The sequence below is a fragment of the Aerococcus christensenii genome (assembly GCF_001543105.1).
Classification (GTDB): Bacteria; Bacillota; Bacilli; order Lactobacillales; family Aerococcaceae; genus Aerococcus; species Aerococcus christensenii.
The window spans coordinates 693089-712931 of the sequence record NZ_CP014159.1; the positions used below are offsets into that span (position 1 = coordinate 693089).

Genomic DNA, 19843 nt, shown 5'->3' on the forward strand with positions numbered 1-19843 from the left:
ATGACTCTAAAGGATCCTATAAGTAAAAATAAGGGGATTATTTTGCTTGAATAAAGAATTTAAGGTATAATATAGAGGAAAATCAGCGACGAGACGTACTCTGTATTGCTAGTCTGAGTGCGCTTTTTTAATTTCAAAAGGAAAGGCAGGTGATACCGTGCTTGATGTGATTGCTATTGATACGCCTTATATTACCCTAGGGCAGCTGTTAAAAGCATTGGGGTATATTCAAACAGGGGGGCAAGCCAAAACTTACTTAATGCAATATCAGGTTGAATTAAACGGACAACCTGAAAATCGACGTGGAAAAAAACTTTATCCAGGAGATAAAATTCATTTCTTAGCAGAAGACAGAGCTTTTGAAATTCAAGGAGCTAGCGAAAATAAGCTAGATGATGGGAATGTATCTTAAAAACTTAAAGGTCAAAGATTTTCGGAACTTTAGAGAGGATAAGGTTGAATTTTCCAATAAAATTAATGTTTTCATTGGGAAGAACGCGCAAGGAAAAACAAGCCTTTTAGAAGCTATCTATATGTTATCTTTAGCCCGATCTCATCGAACATTTAAGGAAAAAGAAGTGATTCGTTTTCAGACGGATTATGCACAAATTTCTGGAGAAGTTTTTAAGAATAATCGCCGAACTTCTCTGAGTTTGACTTTAACGAAACAAGGAAAGATCGCTAAAGTTAATCATCTTCAAAAGAATAAACTCAGTGATTATATAGGAACTTTTAATGTAATTTTATTTGCTCCAGAAGATTTAAATTTAGTGAAAGGTGGGCCTCAAGAGCGGCGCCTTTTTATTGATCGGGAGCTTTCTCAATTGGATCTTATCTATCTTAGAGAATCGAATCTTTATCAGAAGTTATTGAAGCAAAGAAATGCTTATCTGAAATTATTATCTAAAAAAGAAGCCAAAGATCGCTTGTACTTAGAAGTGTTGACCGAACAATTAGCTAGGTCTGCTGCACGTGTTTCTTTAGCAAGATATGATTTTATTCATCGTTTAGAATCCCTTGCTCAGCCTATTCATCAACAATTAGCAAACGATAATGAAACTTTAACATTAATGTATTCAGGTTCAGTTGCTTTACAAGAAGAGATGGATGAAGAGCAAGTGACGGAACTCTTTTTGGACAAATTTAAATCGTATGAAGAACAAGAAATTGCGAATGGGGTTACTGCGATAGGTCCTCAAAGGGATGATATCAAATTAAAAATCAATCAAAAATTAGTCGCTCAATACGGATCCCAAGGTCAGCAACGTACAACAGTATTAGCGATAAAATTGGCTGAGATTGAGTATATAAAGCAATTGTTAAAGGAATATCCGATTTTATTACTGGATGATGTATTAAGTGAATTAGATTATCATCGTCAAACGCAATTGCTACATTTTATTGAAAATAAAGTTCAAACTTTTTTGACCACTACGAGTTTGAAAGAGGTACACGTTGATCAAATTGAAAATCCTAGAGTGTTTCGAATTGAATCGGGACAGGTTAAGGCGAAGGAGTGAAAGATTATAAATGTTAGATAATCAAGAAAAGCAGCATAATGTGGAAGAACCCCAAGATACTCAAAACCATTCAAAAGCTTTAAGTGAGTCCGCCAAGAGTTATGATGCTAGTCAAATTCAAGTGTTAGAAGGATTAGAAGCTGTCCGCAAACGCCCAGGGATGTATATTGGTTCTACTGGAGAACCTGGTTTACATCATCTGGTGTGGGAAATTGTCGATAATTCTATTGATGAAGCCTTAGCAGGTTTTGCAGATAAGATTGATATCAAAATAGAAGCTGATGAATCTATTACAGTTATTGATAATGGACGTGGAATTCCAGTGGATATCCAAGAAAAAACAGGCCGTCCAGCAGTTGAAACTGTTTTTACAGTTCTTCATGCAGGAGGGAAGTTTGGCGGTGGCGGTTATAAAGTGTCTGGAGGACTCCATGGCGTGGGAGCTTCGGTCGTTAATGCCCTTTCTGAATTCCTTCAAGTAGATGTTCATCGAGACGGAAAGATCTATCATCAAGAATATAAACGTGGTCATATTATTACAGAATTAGCGGTTACAGGAACAACTACTCATCATGGAACGGTTGTTAATTTTAAAGCAGATCCAGAAATCTTTAAAGAAACGACGCATTATGATTTTGAAACACTTAATCGTCGAATTCGGGAACTTGCTTTCTTAAATAAAGGTTTGCATATTACTTTAGAAGATTGTCGACCAAATGAAGATAATCAACAAGTTGCTTATCAGTATGAAGGTGGGATCAAAGAATACATCGCCTACCTGAATCGAAATAAAGAGGTTCTTTTTGACGAACCGGTATATTTAGAAGGACAATTAGAAGATATTGAGGTTGAAGTTGCCTTCCAATATACTAATGGCTTCCAATCGACTTTTATGTCTTTTGCGAATAACATTCATACCTTTGAAGGCGGAACCCATGAATCAGGAGTAAAGACAGCTCTAACACGAACAATTAATGACTATGCGCGAAGTCAAAATTTATTAAAAGAAAAAGATGGTAATCTGACAGGGGAAGATGTCAGAGAAGGTTTGACATTAATTGTTTCTGTTCGTCATCCTAATCCGCAGTTTGAAGGTCAAACGAAGATGAAATTAGGAAATTCTGAAGTGAGAACGATTACTGATCGCTTGTTTGGGCAGCACTTGGAAAAATTTTTATTGGAAACGCCATCTGTTGCTCGACAAATTGTTGATAAGGGAATTGTTGCTTCAAAAGCTCGTCAAGCCGCAAAACGAGCTCGTGAAATGACACGGAAGAAATCAGGATTGGAAATTTCCAATTTACCTGGTAAATTGGCGGATTGTTCGAGCAGAGTCCCAGAAGAATGCGAAATTTTTATTGTCGAAGGGAATTCTGCGGGTGGTTCTGCTAAATTAGGAAGAGATCGGCATTTTCAAGCGATTTTACCGATTCGTGGGAAAATTTTAAATGTTGAAAAAGCCTCCATGGATCGTATTTTGGCGAATGAAGAGATTCGTTCTCTCTTTACAGCTATGGGAACCGGATGGGGGAATGACTTTGATGTAAGCAAAGCACGTTACCATAAACTCGTTATTATGACCGATGCCGATGTCGATGGTGCCCATATTCGAACGTTACTCCTAACGTTAATTTATCGTTATATGAAGCCTTTGTTAGATGAAGGTTATATTCATATTGCTGTCCCTCCTCTTTACCAAGTGAAGCAAGGAAAATCTGTGGTCTACTTAGATACAGATGAAGAGTTGGAATCGTATCTTAAAGATTTACCAGAAAAGCCAAAACCTACTATTCAACGGTACAAAGGGCTTGGAGAAATGGATGCTGAGCAGTTATGGGAAACAACAATGGATCCTACGAAGAGGCGTATGTTAAAAGTGACTGTTGATGATGCGAAAGTAGCTGATGAAAATATTTCGATGTTGATGGGAGATTTAGTAGCTCCTCGGCGGCAATTTATCGAAGAGAATGCTACTTATGCTACCATTGATTTGTAGAAAGGAATGTCGCTTGAATGATTGAAGAACATAAACAAGCTGAGGCAAGAGAACTTTCACAGGAAATGCGAACATCATTTTTAGATTATGCTATGTCTGTGATTGTTGCCAGAGCGTTGCCAGATGTCCGTGATGGATTGAAACCTGTTCATCGTCGGATTCTTTATGGAATGAATGAATTAGGTGTTACGCCAGATAAACCTTATAAAAAATCTGCACGTATTGTAGGGGATGTTATGGGGAAATATCATCCTCATGGCGATTCTGCGATTTATGAATCAATGGTTAGAATGGCGCAAGATTTTTCTTATCGCTATATGTTAGTGGATGGACACGGTAACTTTGGATCTGTTGATGGCGACCAAGCAGCTGCCATGCGGTATACGGAAGCTAGACTCTCTAAGATTGCTATGGAAATGGTTCGTGACATTAACAAAAATACTGTTAATTTTATTCCAAACTACGATGGAGAGGAAAGAGAACCTGAAGTTCTTCCATCCCGTTTTCCAAACTTATTGGTCAATGGAGCAACTGGGATTGCGGTGGGGATGACGACCAATATTCCTCCGCATAATTTATCAGAAGTTATCAAAGCCCTCCATATTTTGATGGAGAACCCAGATGCTAGCACGCAAGAATTAATGTCTGTCTTACCGGGACCTGATTTTCCAACAGCAGGAATAGTTATTGGAAAATCGGGGATTAAAAAAGCTTACGAAACTGGAAAAGGAAGAATAACTGTTCGCGCACGAGCAGATATTGAAACCATGTCGAACGGCAAAGAAAGAATTTTAATTACTGAAATTCCATACATGGTGAATAAGGCAACTTTAGTAGAGCGAATTGCTAATTTGGCACGAGAAAAACGAATTGACGGTATTACAGCTGTTCGAGATGAAACTGGTCGAGATGGTATGCGTATTGTTGTAGAGTGTCGAAAAGATTATTCTGCGAGTGTTGTTTTAAATAACCTTTATAAAGAAACGCAGATGCAAACGACCTTTAATTTTAATATGGTGGCTATTGATCGAGGAGTCCCACGAACGCTAAGTTTAAAAGACATACTATCGCGTTATTTGGACCATCAAGAAGAAATTATTCGTCGCCGTTCTATTTTTGAAAAAGAAAAAGCAGAAGCTAGAGCTCATATCTTAGAAGGGTTACAAATTGCTTTAGATCATATCGATGAAATTGTGAATATTCTTCGTTCTTCTAAAACGGGGGATGAAGCCAAACAGACTTTCATGAGTCAATATGGGTTGTCTGATAAACAAGCGCAAGCTATCTTAGATATGCGAATGATTCGTTTGACAGGTTTAGAGCGGGAAAAAATTGATAAAGAATATAATGAATTAATGGCCCAAATTGCCTATTTAAACGAAGTATTAGCGAGTGAAAAGAAACGCTATGAAATCATCTATGAAGAATTATTAGATATTGAGAAACGATTCGGAGATGAGCGTCGGACAGAGATTCGTGTTGGCGAAATCACAAATATTGAAGATGAAGATCTTATCGAAGAAAGCTCTGTTCTAATTACTCTTACGCATAATGGGTATATTAAACGGATAGATGATGAAGCCTTTAGAACGCAAAATAGAGGTGGCCGTGGAGTAAAAGGCATAGCACTTCAAGATGGAGACTATATTGAAAGTATTCTCTCCTCATCTACGCATGATGTCATTCTTTGTTTCACAAATTTAGGTCGAGTATTCCAAATTAAAGGATACGAAATCCCAGAATATGGACGGACAGCTAAGGGATTGCCTATTGTAAACTTGCTGAATTTAGGTGAAGGAGAGCAAGTTCGTTCGGTAATTAACGTTGATCCTGAAACCAAGAAGAATCAATCAGAAGATTATTTCTTGTTTGTAACTAAAAATGGAACCATTAAACGGACGCCAATTTCTGAATACTTTAACATTAGGAATAACGGATTAAAAGCGATTCGTTTGAAAGAAAATGATCAACTCGTAGAAGTTATTGAAACTTCTGGAAAAGATAATATTATTATTGGTTCTTCCCAAGGATACGCTGTATCTTTTCAAGAAACAGATGTTAGATCTATGGGACGTACCGCTGCTGGTGTGCGTGGTATTCGTTTAAATTCTTCAGATTATGTTGTAGGCGCGGATATTCTAAAAGAAGGAGAAGACGTTCTTATTGTCACTGAGAATGGTTATGGCAAACGGACGCCAAAGAGTGAATATGCTATCCGTCATCGGGGCGGAAAAGGTGTCAAAACCCTCAATAAAACCTCTAAAAATGGAGCGATGATAGGGTTAGCAACAGTGGATTCTACTGAAGACATTATGTTAATGACAGATGCAGGGACGGCTATTCGTTGCCATGTAGAAGATGTTTCTCAGACAGGACGAGCAACTCAAGGTGTTCGATTGATGAGATTGGATAAGAATGCTAAAGTCTCAACAATGGCGGTAGTTTTAGCAGAAGAGGAAGATGAAGAAATAACGGAAGAAGTTTACTCTTCTAATCTCCATTCAGATTCTGATTTAGAAAGTCATTTAGCTAAAGACATGCAAGATTTTGCGGAAGAATTGTTACATGAGGATGATCAAATGTAATATTCAGTAATAAAAAGAAGAGCTAGTCGTGTACCGACCTCCAAAGGTTAGACTAAAAATCTAACTTTTGGAGGTCGGTATTTTTATGTCAAAGTATAGTTATCAATTGAAGAAAGAAGTTGTTCAAGCTTACTTAGAAGGTAAAGGTGGCTGCACATTTCTTGCTAAACAATATGGAATAAAAAGTAAAAGTCAAATTCGACGATGGATAAACAAACAAGAGAAAAGAAAGAGAAGAAAGGCAAACGCCCCAATGGGGCAGATTCAGTAGATACGAGTACAGATCGGATTAAACAGTTGGAAGATGAATGATATTGGGCCAAGTTAGAGAATGCTTTTTTAAAAGAGTTGAGGAGGTTGCGTTTAGAGGAAGTAACCAAAACGAAAAAAAGGCTAACATCATACACAGCCTCCGAGGACAATTCAAACTGAAAGATCTTCTCAAATATACAGGTATGCCAAAAGCCACTTTTATGTACTGGCAGAAAAGATTCAATCGAAAAAATCCAGATCAAGAAATCGAAACAAAACTCATAGAAATTTGCCAAGAAAATAAAGATTACGGCTATCGGCGTATGACCGCTGCGCTGAAAAATCAAGGCTTTCTGATCAATAAGAAAAAAATTCAACGACTCATGCAAAAATTAAAGCTTCAAGTTACTTCATACACGAGAAAAAGTCGAAAATATAATTCTTATAAAGGTAAATATGGTCGAATAGCGCCTAATAGAATCCATCGTCGTTTCTGCACCTCGATTCCTCACCAAAAGGTGACAACTGACACGACTGAATTTAAATATTACGAAGTCGATAAAAAGGGGCGTATGACGATGCACAAGCTGTATTTAGATTCCTTTATGGATATGTTTAATAGCGAAATCTTAAATTATAGTATCGATAGAAGCCCTTCTGCTATCAATGTGATGGCAGCTTTAGATCAAGCCATTCAAGTAACATCAGATTGTCCTTATCGTCGTACTTTTCATTCAGATCAGGGTTGAGCTTATCAGATAAAAAGTTATACAGATCACTTAAAGGCAGAACGAATTTTCCAAAGTATGTCCAGGAAAGGCAACTGTCACGATAATTCAGTGATGGAAAACTTTTTTGGCTTACTAAAACAAGAAATTTATTATGGGGTTATCTATTACAGTTACGAAGAATTAAAATCCGACATAGAGAAATATATCAAGTACTATAACGAAAAACGAATCAAAGAACGACTAGGATGGATGAGTCCTGTTCAATATCGGATCAGCCTTACGGCTGCAAAAAAAAAACGTAGCAGTCGATAAAACTACTACGTTTAAAAAAGTCTAACTTTTTTGGGTTACATCATCGTTAGGTACATTAGCACTTCTTTTTTATGAGCTATAATGCAGGAAATGGGAGTCGAACCCACACTTCGTTAGAAACTGCCGCCTGAAGACAGCGCGTCTGCCATTCCGCCATTCCTGCTTAATACATTTATTTTATTACTAGTAGTGAAGATTTGTAAAGAGTAAATGTAAAGAGAATAAATTTATGAAAAGGAAGGAATGATTTAAAGAATAGGTGGTTTGTAAGCTCTTAAAAAATTTAAATTTAGGCTTAAAAGAAAAAATTCTATCAGAAATGACTTGTTATTATGTCTATTTTTTGCTAAAATGTATTATCGTGAGTATGAAATACTCTCCTTGTTCTTATTTAAGTAAGAACCATTAAGACCAAAAGGAGGTGCGACAGTGATGAATGAAAATGCAACAAAATATGAAGTATTATATATCATCCGTCCAAATATTGAAAGTGATGCTAAAGAGGCATTGATCAAACGTTTCGATGATGTTTTAACTTCTAACGGAACAATAATCACCAAATCAGAAGATTGGCAAAAAATTCGTTTTGCATATGAAATCAATGATTTCCGTGAAGGTGTTTACCACATTATTGAATGTGAAGCAACAGATGCAGAAGGTATCAACGAATTTGATCGGCTTGCTAAAATCAACGATGATATCTTACGGCATATGATTACCAAAGTAGAAGCTGAATAATAAAGTAAACAGATTTCGTAAGAGAGGGGTCGTTGTATGATTAACAACGTTGTACTAGTCGGACGATTAACACGAGATGTTGATTTACGTTATACGCAAAGTGGCACAGCAGTGGCTAATTTTACGGTAGCTTGCGATCGAAATTATCGAAATGCTCAAGGTGAAACACAGACAGATTTTATATCTTGTGTGATGTGGAGAAAATCTGCAGAGAATTTTGCGCGTTTCACAAGAAAAGGGTCATTAGTAGGTATTGAAGGAACCATTCAAACAAGAAGTTACGATAATCAACAAGGACAGAAAGTTTATGTTACAGAAGTTTTAGCGAATAATTTTAGTTTGTTAGAATCTAAAAGTGTTACAGAACAAAGACCTAGTTCGAATAATAATGTAATTGCTGGTGGAACAACTAATTTTGATGGAAATAGTTATAATCAGCCGTTTCCAAATTACGATCAACAAGATTCTTCTCCAAATAAAACAAACAGCTTTAATGGAGTAGCGGATCCATTTTCAACAGAGGATACAAATCCGTTTCCTTCTGAGAATCTTTCGGATAATAATGCCTCTATTAATATAGCTGATGATGATCTCCCATTCTAGGGAATGGAAAAAGGAGGATATGAAGATGGTACAAAATCGTCGTCGTGGTGGACGTAGACGTCGCAAAGTTTGCTTTTTCTGCGCAAACCATATGGACTTTGTAGATTACAAAGATATCGATTTATTGACACGTTATGTTTCTGATAAAGGTAAGATTTTACCTCGTCGTGTAACAGGAACATGTGCAAAACATCAACGTACTTTAACATTAGGTATTAAACGTGCGCGGATTATGGCTTTATTACCATTTACCGTTTCTGAATAATAAATTTAAAGTGTTGCTGTAGATGACGTTGATGTCTCTACTTTTGTTTCTATTTTAAAGAATAAATAGAATGGCTACACAATTTAGCATATATAAGTAAATATTTTTTATTTTAACGAAAGTCCCTTTTATAGGGACTTTTTTGTTATCATCAAAATTTGGATGGAAGAGTCACGTATGGGGGATAAGAGTTTTGATATTAAACACATGTGTATAAAAGTTACACGTGAAACTATTAAAATGTGAATTTGTGGATAATTATGTGGATAATACGGCCCCCAAACAGGCGTTTATAGCTTTTCCACAGAATTTTTACTTCAAACGTATCCATATTTTTAGTTGAGCTGTGAATAACTTATAGAGAAACATAAAGCATGAAAAAGAGAATGAATAATAGATAATATTTGACAATGAAATTCTTTTTATTACTATTTTTACTGATTTATTGAATAAGGGTGAGAGTTATCTATATCTATGGAAAGCTTTGATGAAATTTTTAAATATTTTTGAGAGTTAAAAAATAAGATTGAATGAAAAGAAAGAGAAATATGGGGGAAAAGTACTAAAAAAATATTTTATTTTTAATATTAAATATAATAAATTACTTGAAAAATTTGAATAGATTAGTTGTGAGGAAGAAAGAGTATTTACGAAATTTAATTCGTTAAGAATTAAAATTTGGTACCTATAAAATACTGATGGTATATATAGGTGAGTTATAAATTAAATCAAGGCTGACTTTTTTGTAAAGTTAAAGAAATTTTATTTTCATTGAATATTAGGTTTAGGACTTTAGATGGAACTTTTTTTGATGTATTACGGGATGTTGTTATATTTGGATTTTTCACTGAAATTTTGTTTTATGAAGTGAAATTTTTGAAATTTAATAAATATTATTCTCCCATTGTCAAATCTAAAAATATATGAAGTAATTCATATTCCAAACTGCATGCGGTTTTGTTCTGTGATCACGATTCTTTTCCAACTTAACATCCCTTTGAAAAGAAAATGAAAAAAACTTTTTAGGGAGAAATAAGAAAATGCTCAAAAAGAGTTGTTAGGAAGGGGGTGTAAGTGTTGTGATAGTTTGTAATTTTTGAATTTAGAGATAAAATTTGGATGGAAATTTAGATGGAAAATAAAATAATATCTACGTTTTTATTACTTAAATGTTTCACGTGAAACATTTAAGTATAAGTGGATAATACTAAGTAAATAAGTAGAGGAATAATGTTTAGAAAGTCTTAAAAATATGGTAAAATAAAGGCAATCTTACCTTGTAAAGGAAGGAAAGTCACATGGAGGATCATAAAAGAAAAATTAATAAAAATAAAAACAGCCAAGTCTCATTTTTATGGAGTAAATCGGCTGTTTTTGTCCCACTTGTGTTAGCCTTATTATTAGTAATTTCTGCATTTGGAATGTTAATGCACAGTAATCTTATGATTGCAGGGTTATCCTTTCTAATGATTGTAATTGCTGGAATTTTAGTATATGCAGCATTTAAGCAAGCGGAAAAAGCATTTAAAGAAAAGATTTTAACTTTAACAGAGGATATAAATAGTATTGAAAATGAAATTCTATTACAAATTCCTTTAGGAATTATTTTATTTGACGATGATGAAAGTATTCGCTGGATGAATCCATATATGCAAAACTTCTTTAAAAATAGTGAAGCACTAGGAAATAAAATATCTGAAGTTGATGATTCTTTATTTTCAATTTACACGGATTTGAAAAAAGAAAGTCAATTTACGCATAAAGGAATTTCTTGGGAAAATCATTATCTTAATGTAGGACTCTTACAAGACCAACATGCAATGTACTTATTAGATATTACGGAATATGGTGAAATTGCGGAAATTGCTGATAAAAATCGCCTAGTTATTGGTAATATTTTGATTGATAATTATGATGAAAATATTTCTGGATATACAGACAGACGTAAATCTAATGTAGATAATTTTATAACTAAACAATTCGCAGCTTGGGCGAGAAAATTTGGGAGCTTTGTAAAAAGATTAGATGATGATCGTTTCTTATTGGTATCTACATATGGAAAATTACTAAAGATGGAAGAAGATAAATTTTCTATTATTGATAGTATTCGAGAAGCAACTTTAAAAGCTAATTTTCCTATTACGATATCAATAGGGGTTTCTTATCAAGATAAATTAGAAACAACCCCGGACATTGGAAAAATGAATGAATTAGCCCAAACCAATCTTGATTTAGCGCTAAGTCGGGGTGGCGATCAAGTTGTTGTAAAAATTGAAAATGAAAAAGCAAGATATTATGGTGGAAAAACAAATCCAATGGAAAAGCGCACCCACGTTCGTTCTAGACAAATCGCTATGTCGATTGCAAAAATGATGGAAAGAAATGAATCTATTTTTGTTATGGGGCATGACTATCCAGACATGGATGCTATAGGAGCATGCTTGGGCATTCGAAGAATAGCAGAAATGAATCAAAGAAAGTGCTATATCATTTTAAATGAAAGTAGAATTAATCATGATATTGAAAAATTATTAGTCGAATTAAGAAAAGATGAAAACATTCGGAATTCGATTATTTCGCCAGAAATGGCTGATGAGATGATGCAAGCTTCTTCGCTATTATTTATAGTTGATGTACATCGTCCATCAATTACTGTGGCTCCTAAATTAATTGAAAAAGGAAATGGAGTTGTAGTGATTGATCACCATAGAAAAGGTGAAGAATTCCCAGAAAATGTTTTATTAGAATATATTGAACCATATGCTTCTTCAACGTGTGAATTAATCACAGAATTCTTTCAATATCAATCTACCTCTTCACAATCCATTAATCGAATTGAAGCTACTACAATGCTTGTGGGGATTATTATTGATTCACGTAATTTTAGTTTAAGAACGGGATCGAGAACTTTCGATGCGGCTTCATATTTAAAATCTTGTGGGGCAGATTCAATCATGATTCAAGAATTTTTGAAAGAAGATCTATCTGATTATATCAAGAGAAGTCAATTAATAGAAAATGTAGAAATATTTCCTCCGTATTATGGTATTGCTATTGGGGATGATCATACAGTTTATTCTACTGTTGTAGCTGCTCAAGCTGCTGATACTTTACTCTCTATGAATGGAATTGTAGCTTCTTTTGTCATTTATTTAAGAGAGGATAAAAGAGTGGGCATTTCGGCACGCTCAATGGGAAATGTTAATGTTCAGACGATTATGGAAAAATTAGGAGGTGGAGGCCATTTATCTAATGCAGCAACTCAAATTAGTGGAATGTCTGTGACTGAAGCTAAAGATGCGTTGTTAGAAGTGATTAAAGGCGATGATTCAACAGAATAAATCACAAATATCTTTTAAAATGCTATATAATGTTGTGAATCACCTTGAAAACAAAAAAGATAGTAATTAGGAGGAATTAAAATGAAAGTTATTTTTTTAGAAGATGTTAAGGGGCAAGCTAAAAAAGGCGAAGTAAAAGAAGTAAATGCAGGATATGCTCAAAATTTTTTAATAAAAAAAGGATTAGCAAAACAAGCCGATAATGCCGCGTTGGCTGCTTTAAAAGGTAAAAAAAAGGCGGCTGAAAAAGAGGCGGCTGAAGAATTAGATAAAGCTAAACAATTAAAAGAAACATTAGAAGATGAAAAAACAGTGGTTAAGATTATAGCTAAAGGGGGAGAAGATGGTAGATTATTTGGCTCTGTGACTTCTAAACAAATTGCGCAAGCTTTAAACAATCAATATAATATAAACGTAGATCGCCGAAAAATCGATCTTCCAAATCCTATAAGAGCGTTTGGCTACAGAAACGTGCCAATTAAATTGCATCAAAAAGTAGATGCTGTAATCCGTGTACATGTAGGAGAATAAATTAGGTAGTTTAAAAACTCGTTTACGAACAGTGTGCGTAAGCGAGCTTTTTTTAGTATAATAATAAGGATTGAACAAGAAAGGAGAGAAAGCGATATGGCAGATGATCGATTAATAGATCGCATACCTCCACAAAGTATCGAAGCAGAACAAGCAGTTTTGGGATCAGTGTTATTAGATCCGAATGTTTTTGCTAGTGTGAATGAATTTATTGATGCAGCTGATTTTTATAAAAGAGCCCATCAATTGATTTTTAACGTAATGTTATCTTTAAATGAACAACAAGAAGGCATTGATGCTATTACTGTTCAAAACGAACTTCAAAAGAAAAATATGTTGGAAAATATAGGAGGAGCGGACTATATTTATGAATTAGTAGCTAGTACTCCAACAGCAGCTAATGCAGAGTATTATGCGAAAATTGTTGAAGGAAAATCTTTGCTTAGGAAATTGATTCATGCCTCTAACAAAATTGTAGAATCTTCTTATGGAGAGCAGTCAGATGTCACTGAGATATTAGATGAAGCGGAAAAAGAGATTTTAAATGTTTCTCAAAATAGAAATCGAACAGGGTTTCAACACATAGGAGAAATTTTAAATGAATCATTAGACCATATCGAAGAATTGTCTAAACAAGATCAAACAGTAACGGGCCTAGCATCAGGTTATCCTGCTTTAGATAGAATGACAGCTGGATTACATCCCGATGAATTAATTATCATTGCTGCTCGACCGGGCGTTGGTAAGACAGCCTTTGCATTAAATATTGCACAAAATGTTGCTACAAAGCAAAATGCGGTTGTTGCTTTGTTTAGTTTGGAAATGGGAGCTGAATCTCTTGTTAATCGTATGCTTTGCGCAGAAGGTAATATTGATGCAGGCAGATTGAGAACAGGACAATTATTAGATTATGAATGGTCATCGCTTATGGTGGCTATGGGTGCTTTAGGTTCTTCAGAAATCTATATTGATGATACACCTGGAAATCGGATGGCAGAAATTCGTGCAAAAGCAAGACGGTTATATCAAGATAAAGGAAATCATTTAGACCTTATTGTTATTGATTATTTGCAACTTATTGAAGGCGGTCGACGAAATGAGAATCGTCAACAAGAGGTTTCTGATATTTCACGGCAACTAAAGAAGTTAGCTAAAGAACTCCATGTTCCTGTGATTGCTTTGTCTCAATTATCTCGGGGTGTAGAACAAAGGCAGGATAAACGACCGGTTTTAAGTGATATTCGAGAATCTGGTTCGATTGAACAAGATGCTGATATTGTAGCTTTCTTATATCGTGAAGATTATTATGAACGTGAAGACGGGGAAGAAGAGAAGGAAAAAGAAGATAATAATATTATTGAAATTATCATCGAAAAAAATAGATCAGGGGCAAGAGGCACTGTAAAATTGATCTTTACTAAAGAATATAATAAGTTCTCTTCGGTTACTTTCAGAGAAGAAGAATAATCGACGATAGTATTTGAAGAAAAAAGTTGTAAAGAAATTAGATATTTTATATAAAAAGCTTGCAATTTATAGAAAAAGGGTGTAACATGTAGAAGTAGTGTTAGGGATCCTTAGCTCAGTTGGTAGAGCAACGGACTCTTAATCCGTGGGTCCAGGGTTCGAGCCCCTGAGGGTCCATCTTAATGTTTATACTTCTCGATTAGGCTAAGACGTTGATGAATCAAGCTTTAAACTAATAAGTAATTTCAATTCAGTGTTTTGAAGCTATCAACGTTGATGGTGATAGGAGAAGATAAAAAGCAGTTATTATTAACTGCTTTTTATTTTCTACTTATTTTTTGTTGCTTAAAAGTTTATGGCAAGTAATATAGAGAGAAAGATAAAATACTCTTTAAGAAAAATTTTATGTTTTCATATAACAAAAATAGTGCTACCAATCTTGAAATTGACTAGCACTATTAGTTAAAAGTATAAACTTTTACAATAATATAAGATAAAATTCACGTCATTCGAGATGCTTTAGTCATCTCTTTTTTACCTATCACAAGCAATTCTCTTTTTAATTATTTGCACGTTATATCAATCGAGAAGCTAATAATGAAGAATTTTATTTATTTTTATGCTTAGCTAAGACACGGGCAGTTTGTGGAAGACCAAAGAGGTTAATAAAGCCTTCAGCGTCATTTTGATTGTAGATGTTGTCTTCGTCAAAAGTAGCCAATTCTTCATTATATAGAGAGAATGGACTTGTAATACCTGCATCAATAATATTTCCTTTATAAAGTTCAAGTGTAACTTCACCGGTAACAGTTTTTTGTGTATAATCCACGAAAGCTTGCATAGCTTGACGAAGAGGAGAGAACCAAAGACCGTTATAAACTAAATCGCCGTATTTAAGCGCAAGATTTTGTTTGTAGTGTTGTGTATCGCGATCGAGAGTCAGTTGCTCAAGTTTTTCATGGGCGTGATAAAGAATTGTTCCACCAGGGGTTTCATAAACGCCACGTGATTTCATACCAATGAGTCGGTTTTCGACAAGATCAAGAATTCCAATACCATTTTCTCCGCCTAATTTGTTTAATTTAGCAATGATATCAATCGGAGATAATTCCTCGCCGTCAATAGCTACAGGATTTCCTTTTTCAAAACGAATGGTTACTTTTTTAGATTTATCGGGTGCTTGTTTTGGAGAAACACCTAATTCAAGAATTTCTTCATATTTTGGTTGATTAGAAGGATTTTCTAAATCTAACCCTTCATGAGAAAGATGCCAAAGATTTTCGTCTTTAGAATAGTTAGTTTCACGTGTAATTGGAAGAGGAATATTATGAGCTTCTGCATAATCGAATTCTTGATCTCTAGATAAAATATCCCATTCTCTCCATGGTGCAATAATAGTTATAGATGGATCAAATTCACGAATTCCTAATTCAAAACGAACTTGGTCGTTTCCTTTACCGGTACATCCGTGAGCGATAGCATCACAGCCTTCTTTATGAGCGATTTCTACCATTTTTTTAGCTATTAGAGGACGAGCAAAAGCTGTTCCAAGTAAATAACTTCCTTCATATTTAGCACCTGCTCGTAAAGAAGGATATATAAAGTCGGTAATGAATTCTTCACGAAGATCTTCAACATAGAGTTTAGAAGCCCCACAATTGAGAGCTTTTTTATGAATAAAATCGAAGTCTTCAATTTGCCCAATATTGGCAGTCATGCCGATAACTTCACAGTTGTTATAATTTTCTTTTAACCAAGCGATAGTAACAGAGGTATCTAATCCTCCAGAATAAGCTAGTAATACTTTCTTTACATTTTCTTTCATAATCTTCACCTCATTTAATGGTAATTAACATTAAATATTAAAGAAATCTGCTAATAAAAAAGTCCCCCTCTTATTAAGAGGCGGACTTGTCCACGGTACCACTCTATTCATCTTTTTACGCGCGCTAAAAAGACGACTTGATGGGATAACGTGACTAGCGCACTTACCTACTTCTTTCAGTAAGCGGTCCAAGCAATGCGGTTCGTAACAGATATTTGGAAACTTTCCACTAACGTTTCTCACTATTCAAACTTAAGTTACTACTCTTTGCTTCTTTGACAGGTTTCTTAAATTGAATATATTATAGAAAACACTCCGGCGAAAGTCAATCCTATTCTTATTAAAAATAAATATGATGTGAAACAATATGAAAAAACTCATACGTTGAAATGAAAGCATTTATTCGTTATTCTTGTAATTACAGGGGAAGGATTGATGAAATGGCAACAATTATTTTAGCTCTATGCGTGGTATTAGCTATCGCTTTTGTAATTTATGGAATTCCTAAATATACGCCTAAAAGATGGACTAAAAAGATTCAAAAAATACTTTTAGTAGGAATAATAGGTCTAATTGTTGTAACGGCAATTCAGCTCGAAAAATCTACTTCTCAACCAGAAGAAGTGAAGACTTCTCAAGAAAAAAAGAGAAAACAGAAAGTCTCAAGTGGAAAGTGGCAACAAAGTAATCCGATAGCCGGAAAAGCTGGGATAAAGTGGAAATCAGAAGAAGCTCAAAATTTAATTTCTCAAGTGAAGAAAAATAAAATCACTACTCCTCCTAAAGTACCTAAGAATAAACGATTTGTTGTAGTAAATGAAAATGTTCCTTTATTTACAGAAGAGAATTTAAAATTTGAACAGGCTTACGCCAATTATGGAGAGTTAGATTATTTACAAAGAGTAACAGGAGCTGAAGGTATTCTAGGGGTAGAATTAATGCCAACTGATGATCGAGAAGCTATAGATAGCATTACTCCGACTGGTTGGCAACAGATAAGATATGTTAATGTTAAAGGGGGATGGCTTTATAATCGCTCACATTTGATTGGCTATCAGTTGACTGGAGAGAATGCGAATAATAAAAATCTTATGACAGGGACTAGATGGTTTAATACAGAAGGAATGCTTCCCTTTGAAAATTATGTTGTACATTATATGAAAAGTACAGGCAACCATGTTAGATATCGAGTAACTCCGGTATTTGAAGGGAACAATCAGTTAGCCAGTGGGATTTATATGGAAGCTTTATCTATAGAAGATGGTGGAGAATTACAATTTCATATTTTTATCCCTAATCGGCAGCCAGGAGTAAAGATAAACTATTCAACAGGAAAGAGTGTTGGTTCTCAAGGTCCTATTCAAGACGGTGAACTTTCAAAATTCTCCAAATAAGTTAGGATTACGATAATTGGTGAGCATGTATCATTAACCAGAAAAGAGCGGTTCCTGTTAAAGAAATAGGAATAATAATGGTGGCTAATCCCAAAAATTGTTGTAGAAAACTGACAAAAATGGTGCCGGTAATATAACAGACTAGAATAGTTGAAATATAGATAACATTACTTTTAGCTAATTGTTTAACTTCATCATTTGGATAGAATAAATAGTCAAATAAGTTTTCTGTTAATTTTCGAAGGTTTCCTGTCATCATCATAGGTGTGTAGGGAGTTCCTTTTACAGATCGAAACTCTTCAAATTGAGAGGCCGTGGCTAATGTTAAAAGGCAAACTGCTAGAAGATCGTTAATATATTGGGTGGCTATTGCAGATAAGGCCATTAAGAACATAGAATACACCATCACGAAATAGTGGCGCTTAAAATGATTTTCATCATCATAAAACCGATAATGCAAAATACGAGCAAAGGCGGTTCCTAATAAAAAGGATAGGATAGAAACAATAAAGAGAAGTATATTATGAAAATTTCCAGTTCCAATGTGAATGCCTAATTTAATAATATTTCCTGATTGAAAGCCAGCAAAAACCCCGTTATGATTAATGTAAGAATAAGCGGTTTGACAACCTCCTGAAGTTGTTAAAAGCCAAGAATATACAATATTTTCAGTAATTAGCAATTTTTTAGGTGGCATGATTATCTTCTCCTTACAAAACATTTCCTTCATTATACGCTTAACTGCTCTTTCAAGTAACAGGAGTTTGATAAGAAAGAATGAAAAGTTTCATTTTTATACTTTATTTATAATAAATTATACTCTGGTTAAGGAGGTCAATAGTGATAACTAAAGAATCAACAGTTGAAGTTCAACATATAGAAAAAGTGAAAAAAGAAAATATTCAAATTATTCAAAAGAAAATTTTAGAAACGGCCTTACTAGCAGGTCAAATTATGTGTGAATCTAATGCAGAATCTTACCGTGTAGAAGATACAATGAATCATATTTTAACGTATTCTAAAGCGTCATATGCAGTGGCTGTTTCTTTTTCGACGTCTATTTATGCTATTCTAGATGATCTTAAATATAGTAATGGTGGATATGCAGGGATTAAAAGGATTACCTCACGTTCTAATAATTTAAATAAAATTTCTCAAGTGAATGCGGTATCTCGGTTACTCATTAATAGAAAAATAACTATAGAGGAAGCATATAAACGTTTAGTGGTAATTCGTCAGCAACCCAATCAGTATTCAACGTTTTTGTTTTCTTTGAGCATTATAGGTTTAGCACTTTCTTTTTCTGTGATGTTTGGTGGGGGAATACAAGAATTTATTGCTTCTGGTATTGATGGAGTGATACTTTCATTAATTGCTATATTAATGAATAAATACTATGTTAATAAAGCTTTATCTAATCTCGTTCAATCTTTAGTGATTACAGTGGTTGCTTATATGTTATTGTTGTTTCTTTATCCTCAAATGAAAGTATCTGTAGTTATTGTCTCTACTTTGATGCCGATGGTACCAGGAACAGCGATAACAAATTCTTTGCGAGATATTTTTAGAGAAGATTATATTGCAGGAAGTTCACGAGCTCTGGAAGCTTTTTTTGAAGCTTTGATGATTGCGATTGGATCAGTTGTAGGATTAGCTATTTTGAAAGGAATAATTTAATGAAGTATTATTTAATTCAATTATTAGCCGCTTATTTTGTAGGAATTTCTTGTTCTATTTCTGTAGAAGAGCCTCGAAAAATGATTTTAAAAACAGCAATTATTGATACGGCAGGATGGGGACTTTATTTATTTTGTTTAGATTTTTTTCATTGGTCAATTATTTTATCCACTTATATTGCGGGATTATTAATTGCAAGTTTATCGCATGGGTTTGCTCGATTATTTAAAGAACCCGTGACAGTCTTTTTTATTCCTGGATTTTTTACTTTAGTTCCTGGAGGAGGAATGTATCGAACGGCCTTCTATTTGTTTCAAGGAAATACTCCCAGAGGATTATCTGAACTATCAACGACTTTATTTATTGCTTTAGCTATTGCTTTGGCCGTATTTACCTGCGATACGACTGTTCAAATTATTTTTAATCAGAAAATGCCTAAGTTTATTCGAAGAAATCGAAAGCATAAAAATTCATAGGTTTAGTATATAGACTAAAATAAGAGAAATAAAAGGATGAGTAACTTTTACTTGACCCTTTTGTAACTTTGCGCTAGTATAATTTTTGGGCACCTTAAGTGATCAAGTAATAGAAACGGCTCCTGTTCTT

15 protein-coding genes, 2 tRNA genes and 1 pseudogene are annotated in these 19843 nt (G+C 34.3%); 15 read left to right on the forward strand and 3 right to left on the reverse strand.

The annotated features are described in order from the left end of the window. Window positions 1-157: 157 nt before the first annotated feature. The 5 genes and pseudogenes from yaaA to AWM71_RS03285 all read left to right on the forward strand — a co-directional run bounded on the left by yaaA (window position 158) and on the right by AWM71_RS03285 (window position 7396). Window positions 158-412 (forward strand): S4 domain-containing protein YaaA, encoded by a 255-nt coding sequence (gene yaaA, locus AWM71_RS03260; protein WP_060776644.1) that lies wholly within the window; start codon window positions 158-160, stop codon window positions 410-412. Then, entirely contained in the window at window positions 402-1520 is a 1119-nt protein-coding gene (recF, locus tag AWM71_RS03265) for a DNA replication/repair protein RecF (protein ID WP_060776645.1), read from the forward strand. Before yaaA ends, recF begins: the two co-directional genes overlap by 11 nt. A gap of 10 nt (window positions 1521-1530) precedes the next feature. Beyond that, window positions 1531-3516 carry a DNA topoisomerase (ATP-hydrolyzing) subunit B gene (gene gyrB / locus AWM71_RS03270; protein ID WP_082632793.1) on the forward strand — a complete coding sequence of 662 codons (1986 nt, stop codon included), beginning with the start codon at window positions 1531-1533 and terminating at the stop codon, window positions 3514-3516. Window positions 3517-3533: 17 nt separating this feature from the next. Next, on the forward strand, window positions 3534-6101 hold the full coding sequence (gyrA, locus tag AWM71_RS03275; RefSeq protein ID WP_060776646.1) for a DNA gyrase subunit A: 2568 nt from the start codon (window positions 3534-3536) through the stop codon (window positions 6099-6101). 85 nt (window positions 6102-6186) lie between these two features. Further along, window positions 6187-7396, forward strand: a pseudogene (locus tag AWM71_RS03285) (IS3 family transposase). 82 nt (window positions 7397-7478) lie between these two features. Here the strand turns inward: AWM71_RS03285 and AWM71_RS03290 are convergent. After that, window positions 7479-7559 (reverse strand) — tRNA-Leu (locus AWM71_RS03290). A gap of 269 nt (window positions 7560-7828) precedes the next feature. On the opposite strand from AWM71_RS03290, the gene rpsF reads away from it, so the two are divergent. From rpsF to AWM71_RS03325, 7 genes are all read left to right on the forward strand, one after another. Continuing rightward, window positions 7829-8134 carry a 30S ribosomal protein S6 gene (gene rpsF, locus AWM71_RS03295; protein ID WP_060777451.1) on the forward strand — a complete coding sequence of 102 codons (306 nt, stop codon included), beginning with the start codon at window positions 7829-7831 and terminating at the stop codon, window positions 8132-8134. A 36-nt stretch (window positions 8135-8170) separates the two neighbouring features. Next, the gene (gene ssb / locus AWM71_RS03300) at window positions 8171-8737 is read left to right on the forward strand and encodes a single-stranded DNA-binding protein (protein WP_060776648.1); all 567 of its coding nucleotides are present in this window, start codon (window positions 8171-8173) and stop codon (window positions 8735-8737) included. A gap of 25 nt (window positions 8738-8762) precedes the next feature. Continuing rightward, window positions 8763-9002: a 30S ribosomal protein S18 gene (rpsR, locus tag AWM71_RS03305; RefSeq protein WP_060776649.1), complete on the forward strand. Its 240-nt coding sequence runs from the start codon at window positions 8763-8765 to the stop codon at window positions 9000-9002. A 1298-nt stretch (window positions 9003-10300) separates the two neighbouring features. Then, on the forward strand, window positions 10301-12343 hold the full coding sequence (locus AWM71_RS03310) for a DHH family phosphoesterase (RefSeq protein ID WP_060776650.1): 2043 nt from the start codon (window positions 10301-10303) through the stop codon (window positions 12341-12343). Window positions 12344-12424: 81 nt separating this feature from the next. Beyond that, window positions 12425-12874 carry a 50S ribosomal protein L9 gene (rplI, locus tag AWM71_RS03315; RefSeq protein ID WP_060776651.1) on the forward strand — a complete coding sequence of 150 codons (450 nt, stop codon included), beginning with the start codon at window positions 12425-12427 and terminating at the stop codon, window positions 12872-12874. Between the two features lie 96 nt (window positions 12875-12970). Further along, window positions 12971-14341, forward strand: a complete 1371-nt coding sequence (dnaB, locus tag AWM71_RS03320; RefSeq protein ID WP_060776652.1) for a replicative DNA helicase — start codon at window positions 12971-12973, stop codon at window positions 14339-14341. A gap of 104 nt (window positions 14342-14445) precedes the next feature. Next, window positions 14446-14518 (forward strand) — tRNA-Lys (locus AWM71_RS03325). A gap of 430 nt (window positions 14519-14948) precedes the next feature. Here AWM71_RS03325 and AWM71_RS03330 read toward each other — a convergent pair. Beyond that, the gene (locus AWM71_RS03330; RefSeq protein ID WP_428839118.1) at window positions 14949-16175 is read right to left on the reverse strand and encodes an argininosuccinate synthase; all 1227 of its coding nucleotides are present in this window, start codon (window positions 16173-16175) and stop codon (window positions 14949-14951) included. A 431-nt stretch (window positions 16176-16606) separates the two neighbouring features. Here AWM71_RS03330 and AWM71_RS03335 point away from each other — a divergent pair, with 431 nt between their 5' ends. Further along, window positions 16607-17560: a DNA/RNA non-specific endonuclease gene (locus AWM71_RS03335; RefSeq protein ID WP_060776653.1), complete on the forward strand. Its 954-nt coding sequence runs from the start codon at window positions 16607-16609 to the stop codon at window positions 17558-17560. 7 nt (window positions 17561-17567) lie between these two features. On the opposite strand, the gene AWM71_RS03340 is transcribed toward AWM71_RS03335, so the two are convergent. Further along, window positions 17568-18257, reverse strand: a complete 690-nt coding sequence (locus AWM71_RS03340) for a YoaK family protein (protein WP_060776654.1) — start codon at window positions 18255-18257, stop codon at window positions 17568-17570. 143 nt (window positions 18258-18400) lie between these two features. On the opposite strand from AWM71_RS03340, the gene AWM71_RS03345 reads away from it, so the two are divergent. Both AWM71_RS03345 and AWM71_RS03350 read left to right on the forward strand, forming a co-directional pair. Next, on the forward strand, window positions 18401-19237 hold the full coding sequence (locus tag AWM71_RS03345; protein WP_236701146.1) for a threonine/serine exporter family protein: 837 nt from the start codon (window positions 18401-18403) through the stop codon (window positions 19235-19237). Further along, window positions 19237-19713: a threonine/serine exporter family protein gene (locus AWM71_RS03350; protein WP_060776655.1), complete on the forward strand. Its 477-nt coding sequence runs from the start codon at window positions 19237-19239 to the stop codon at window positions 19711-19713. Before AWM71_RS03345 ends, AWM71_RS03350 begins: the two co-directional genes overlap by 1 nt. The last annotated feature ends 130 nt before the right edge of the window (window positions 19714-19843 follow it).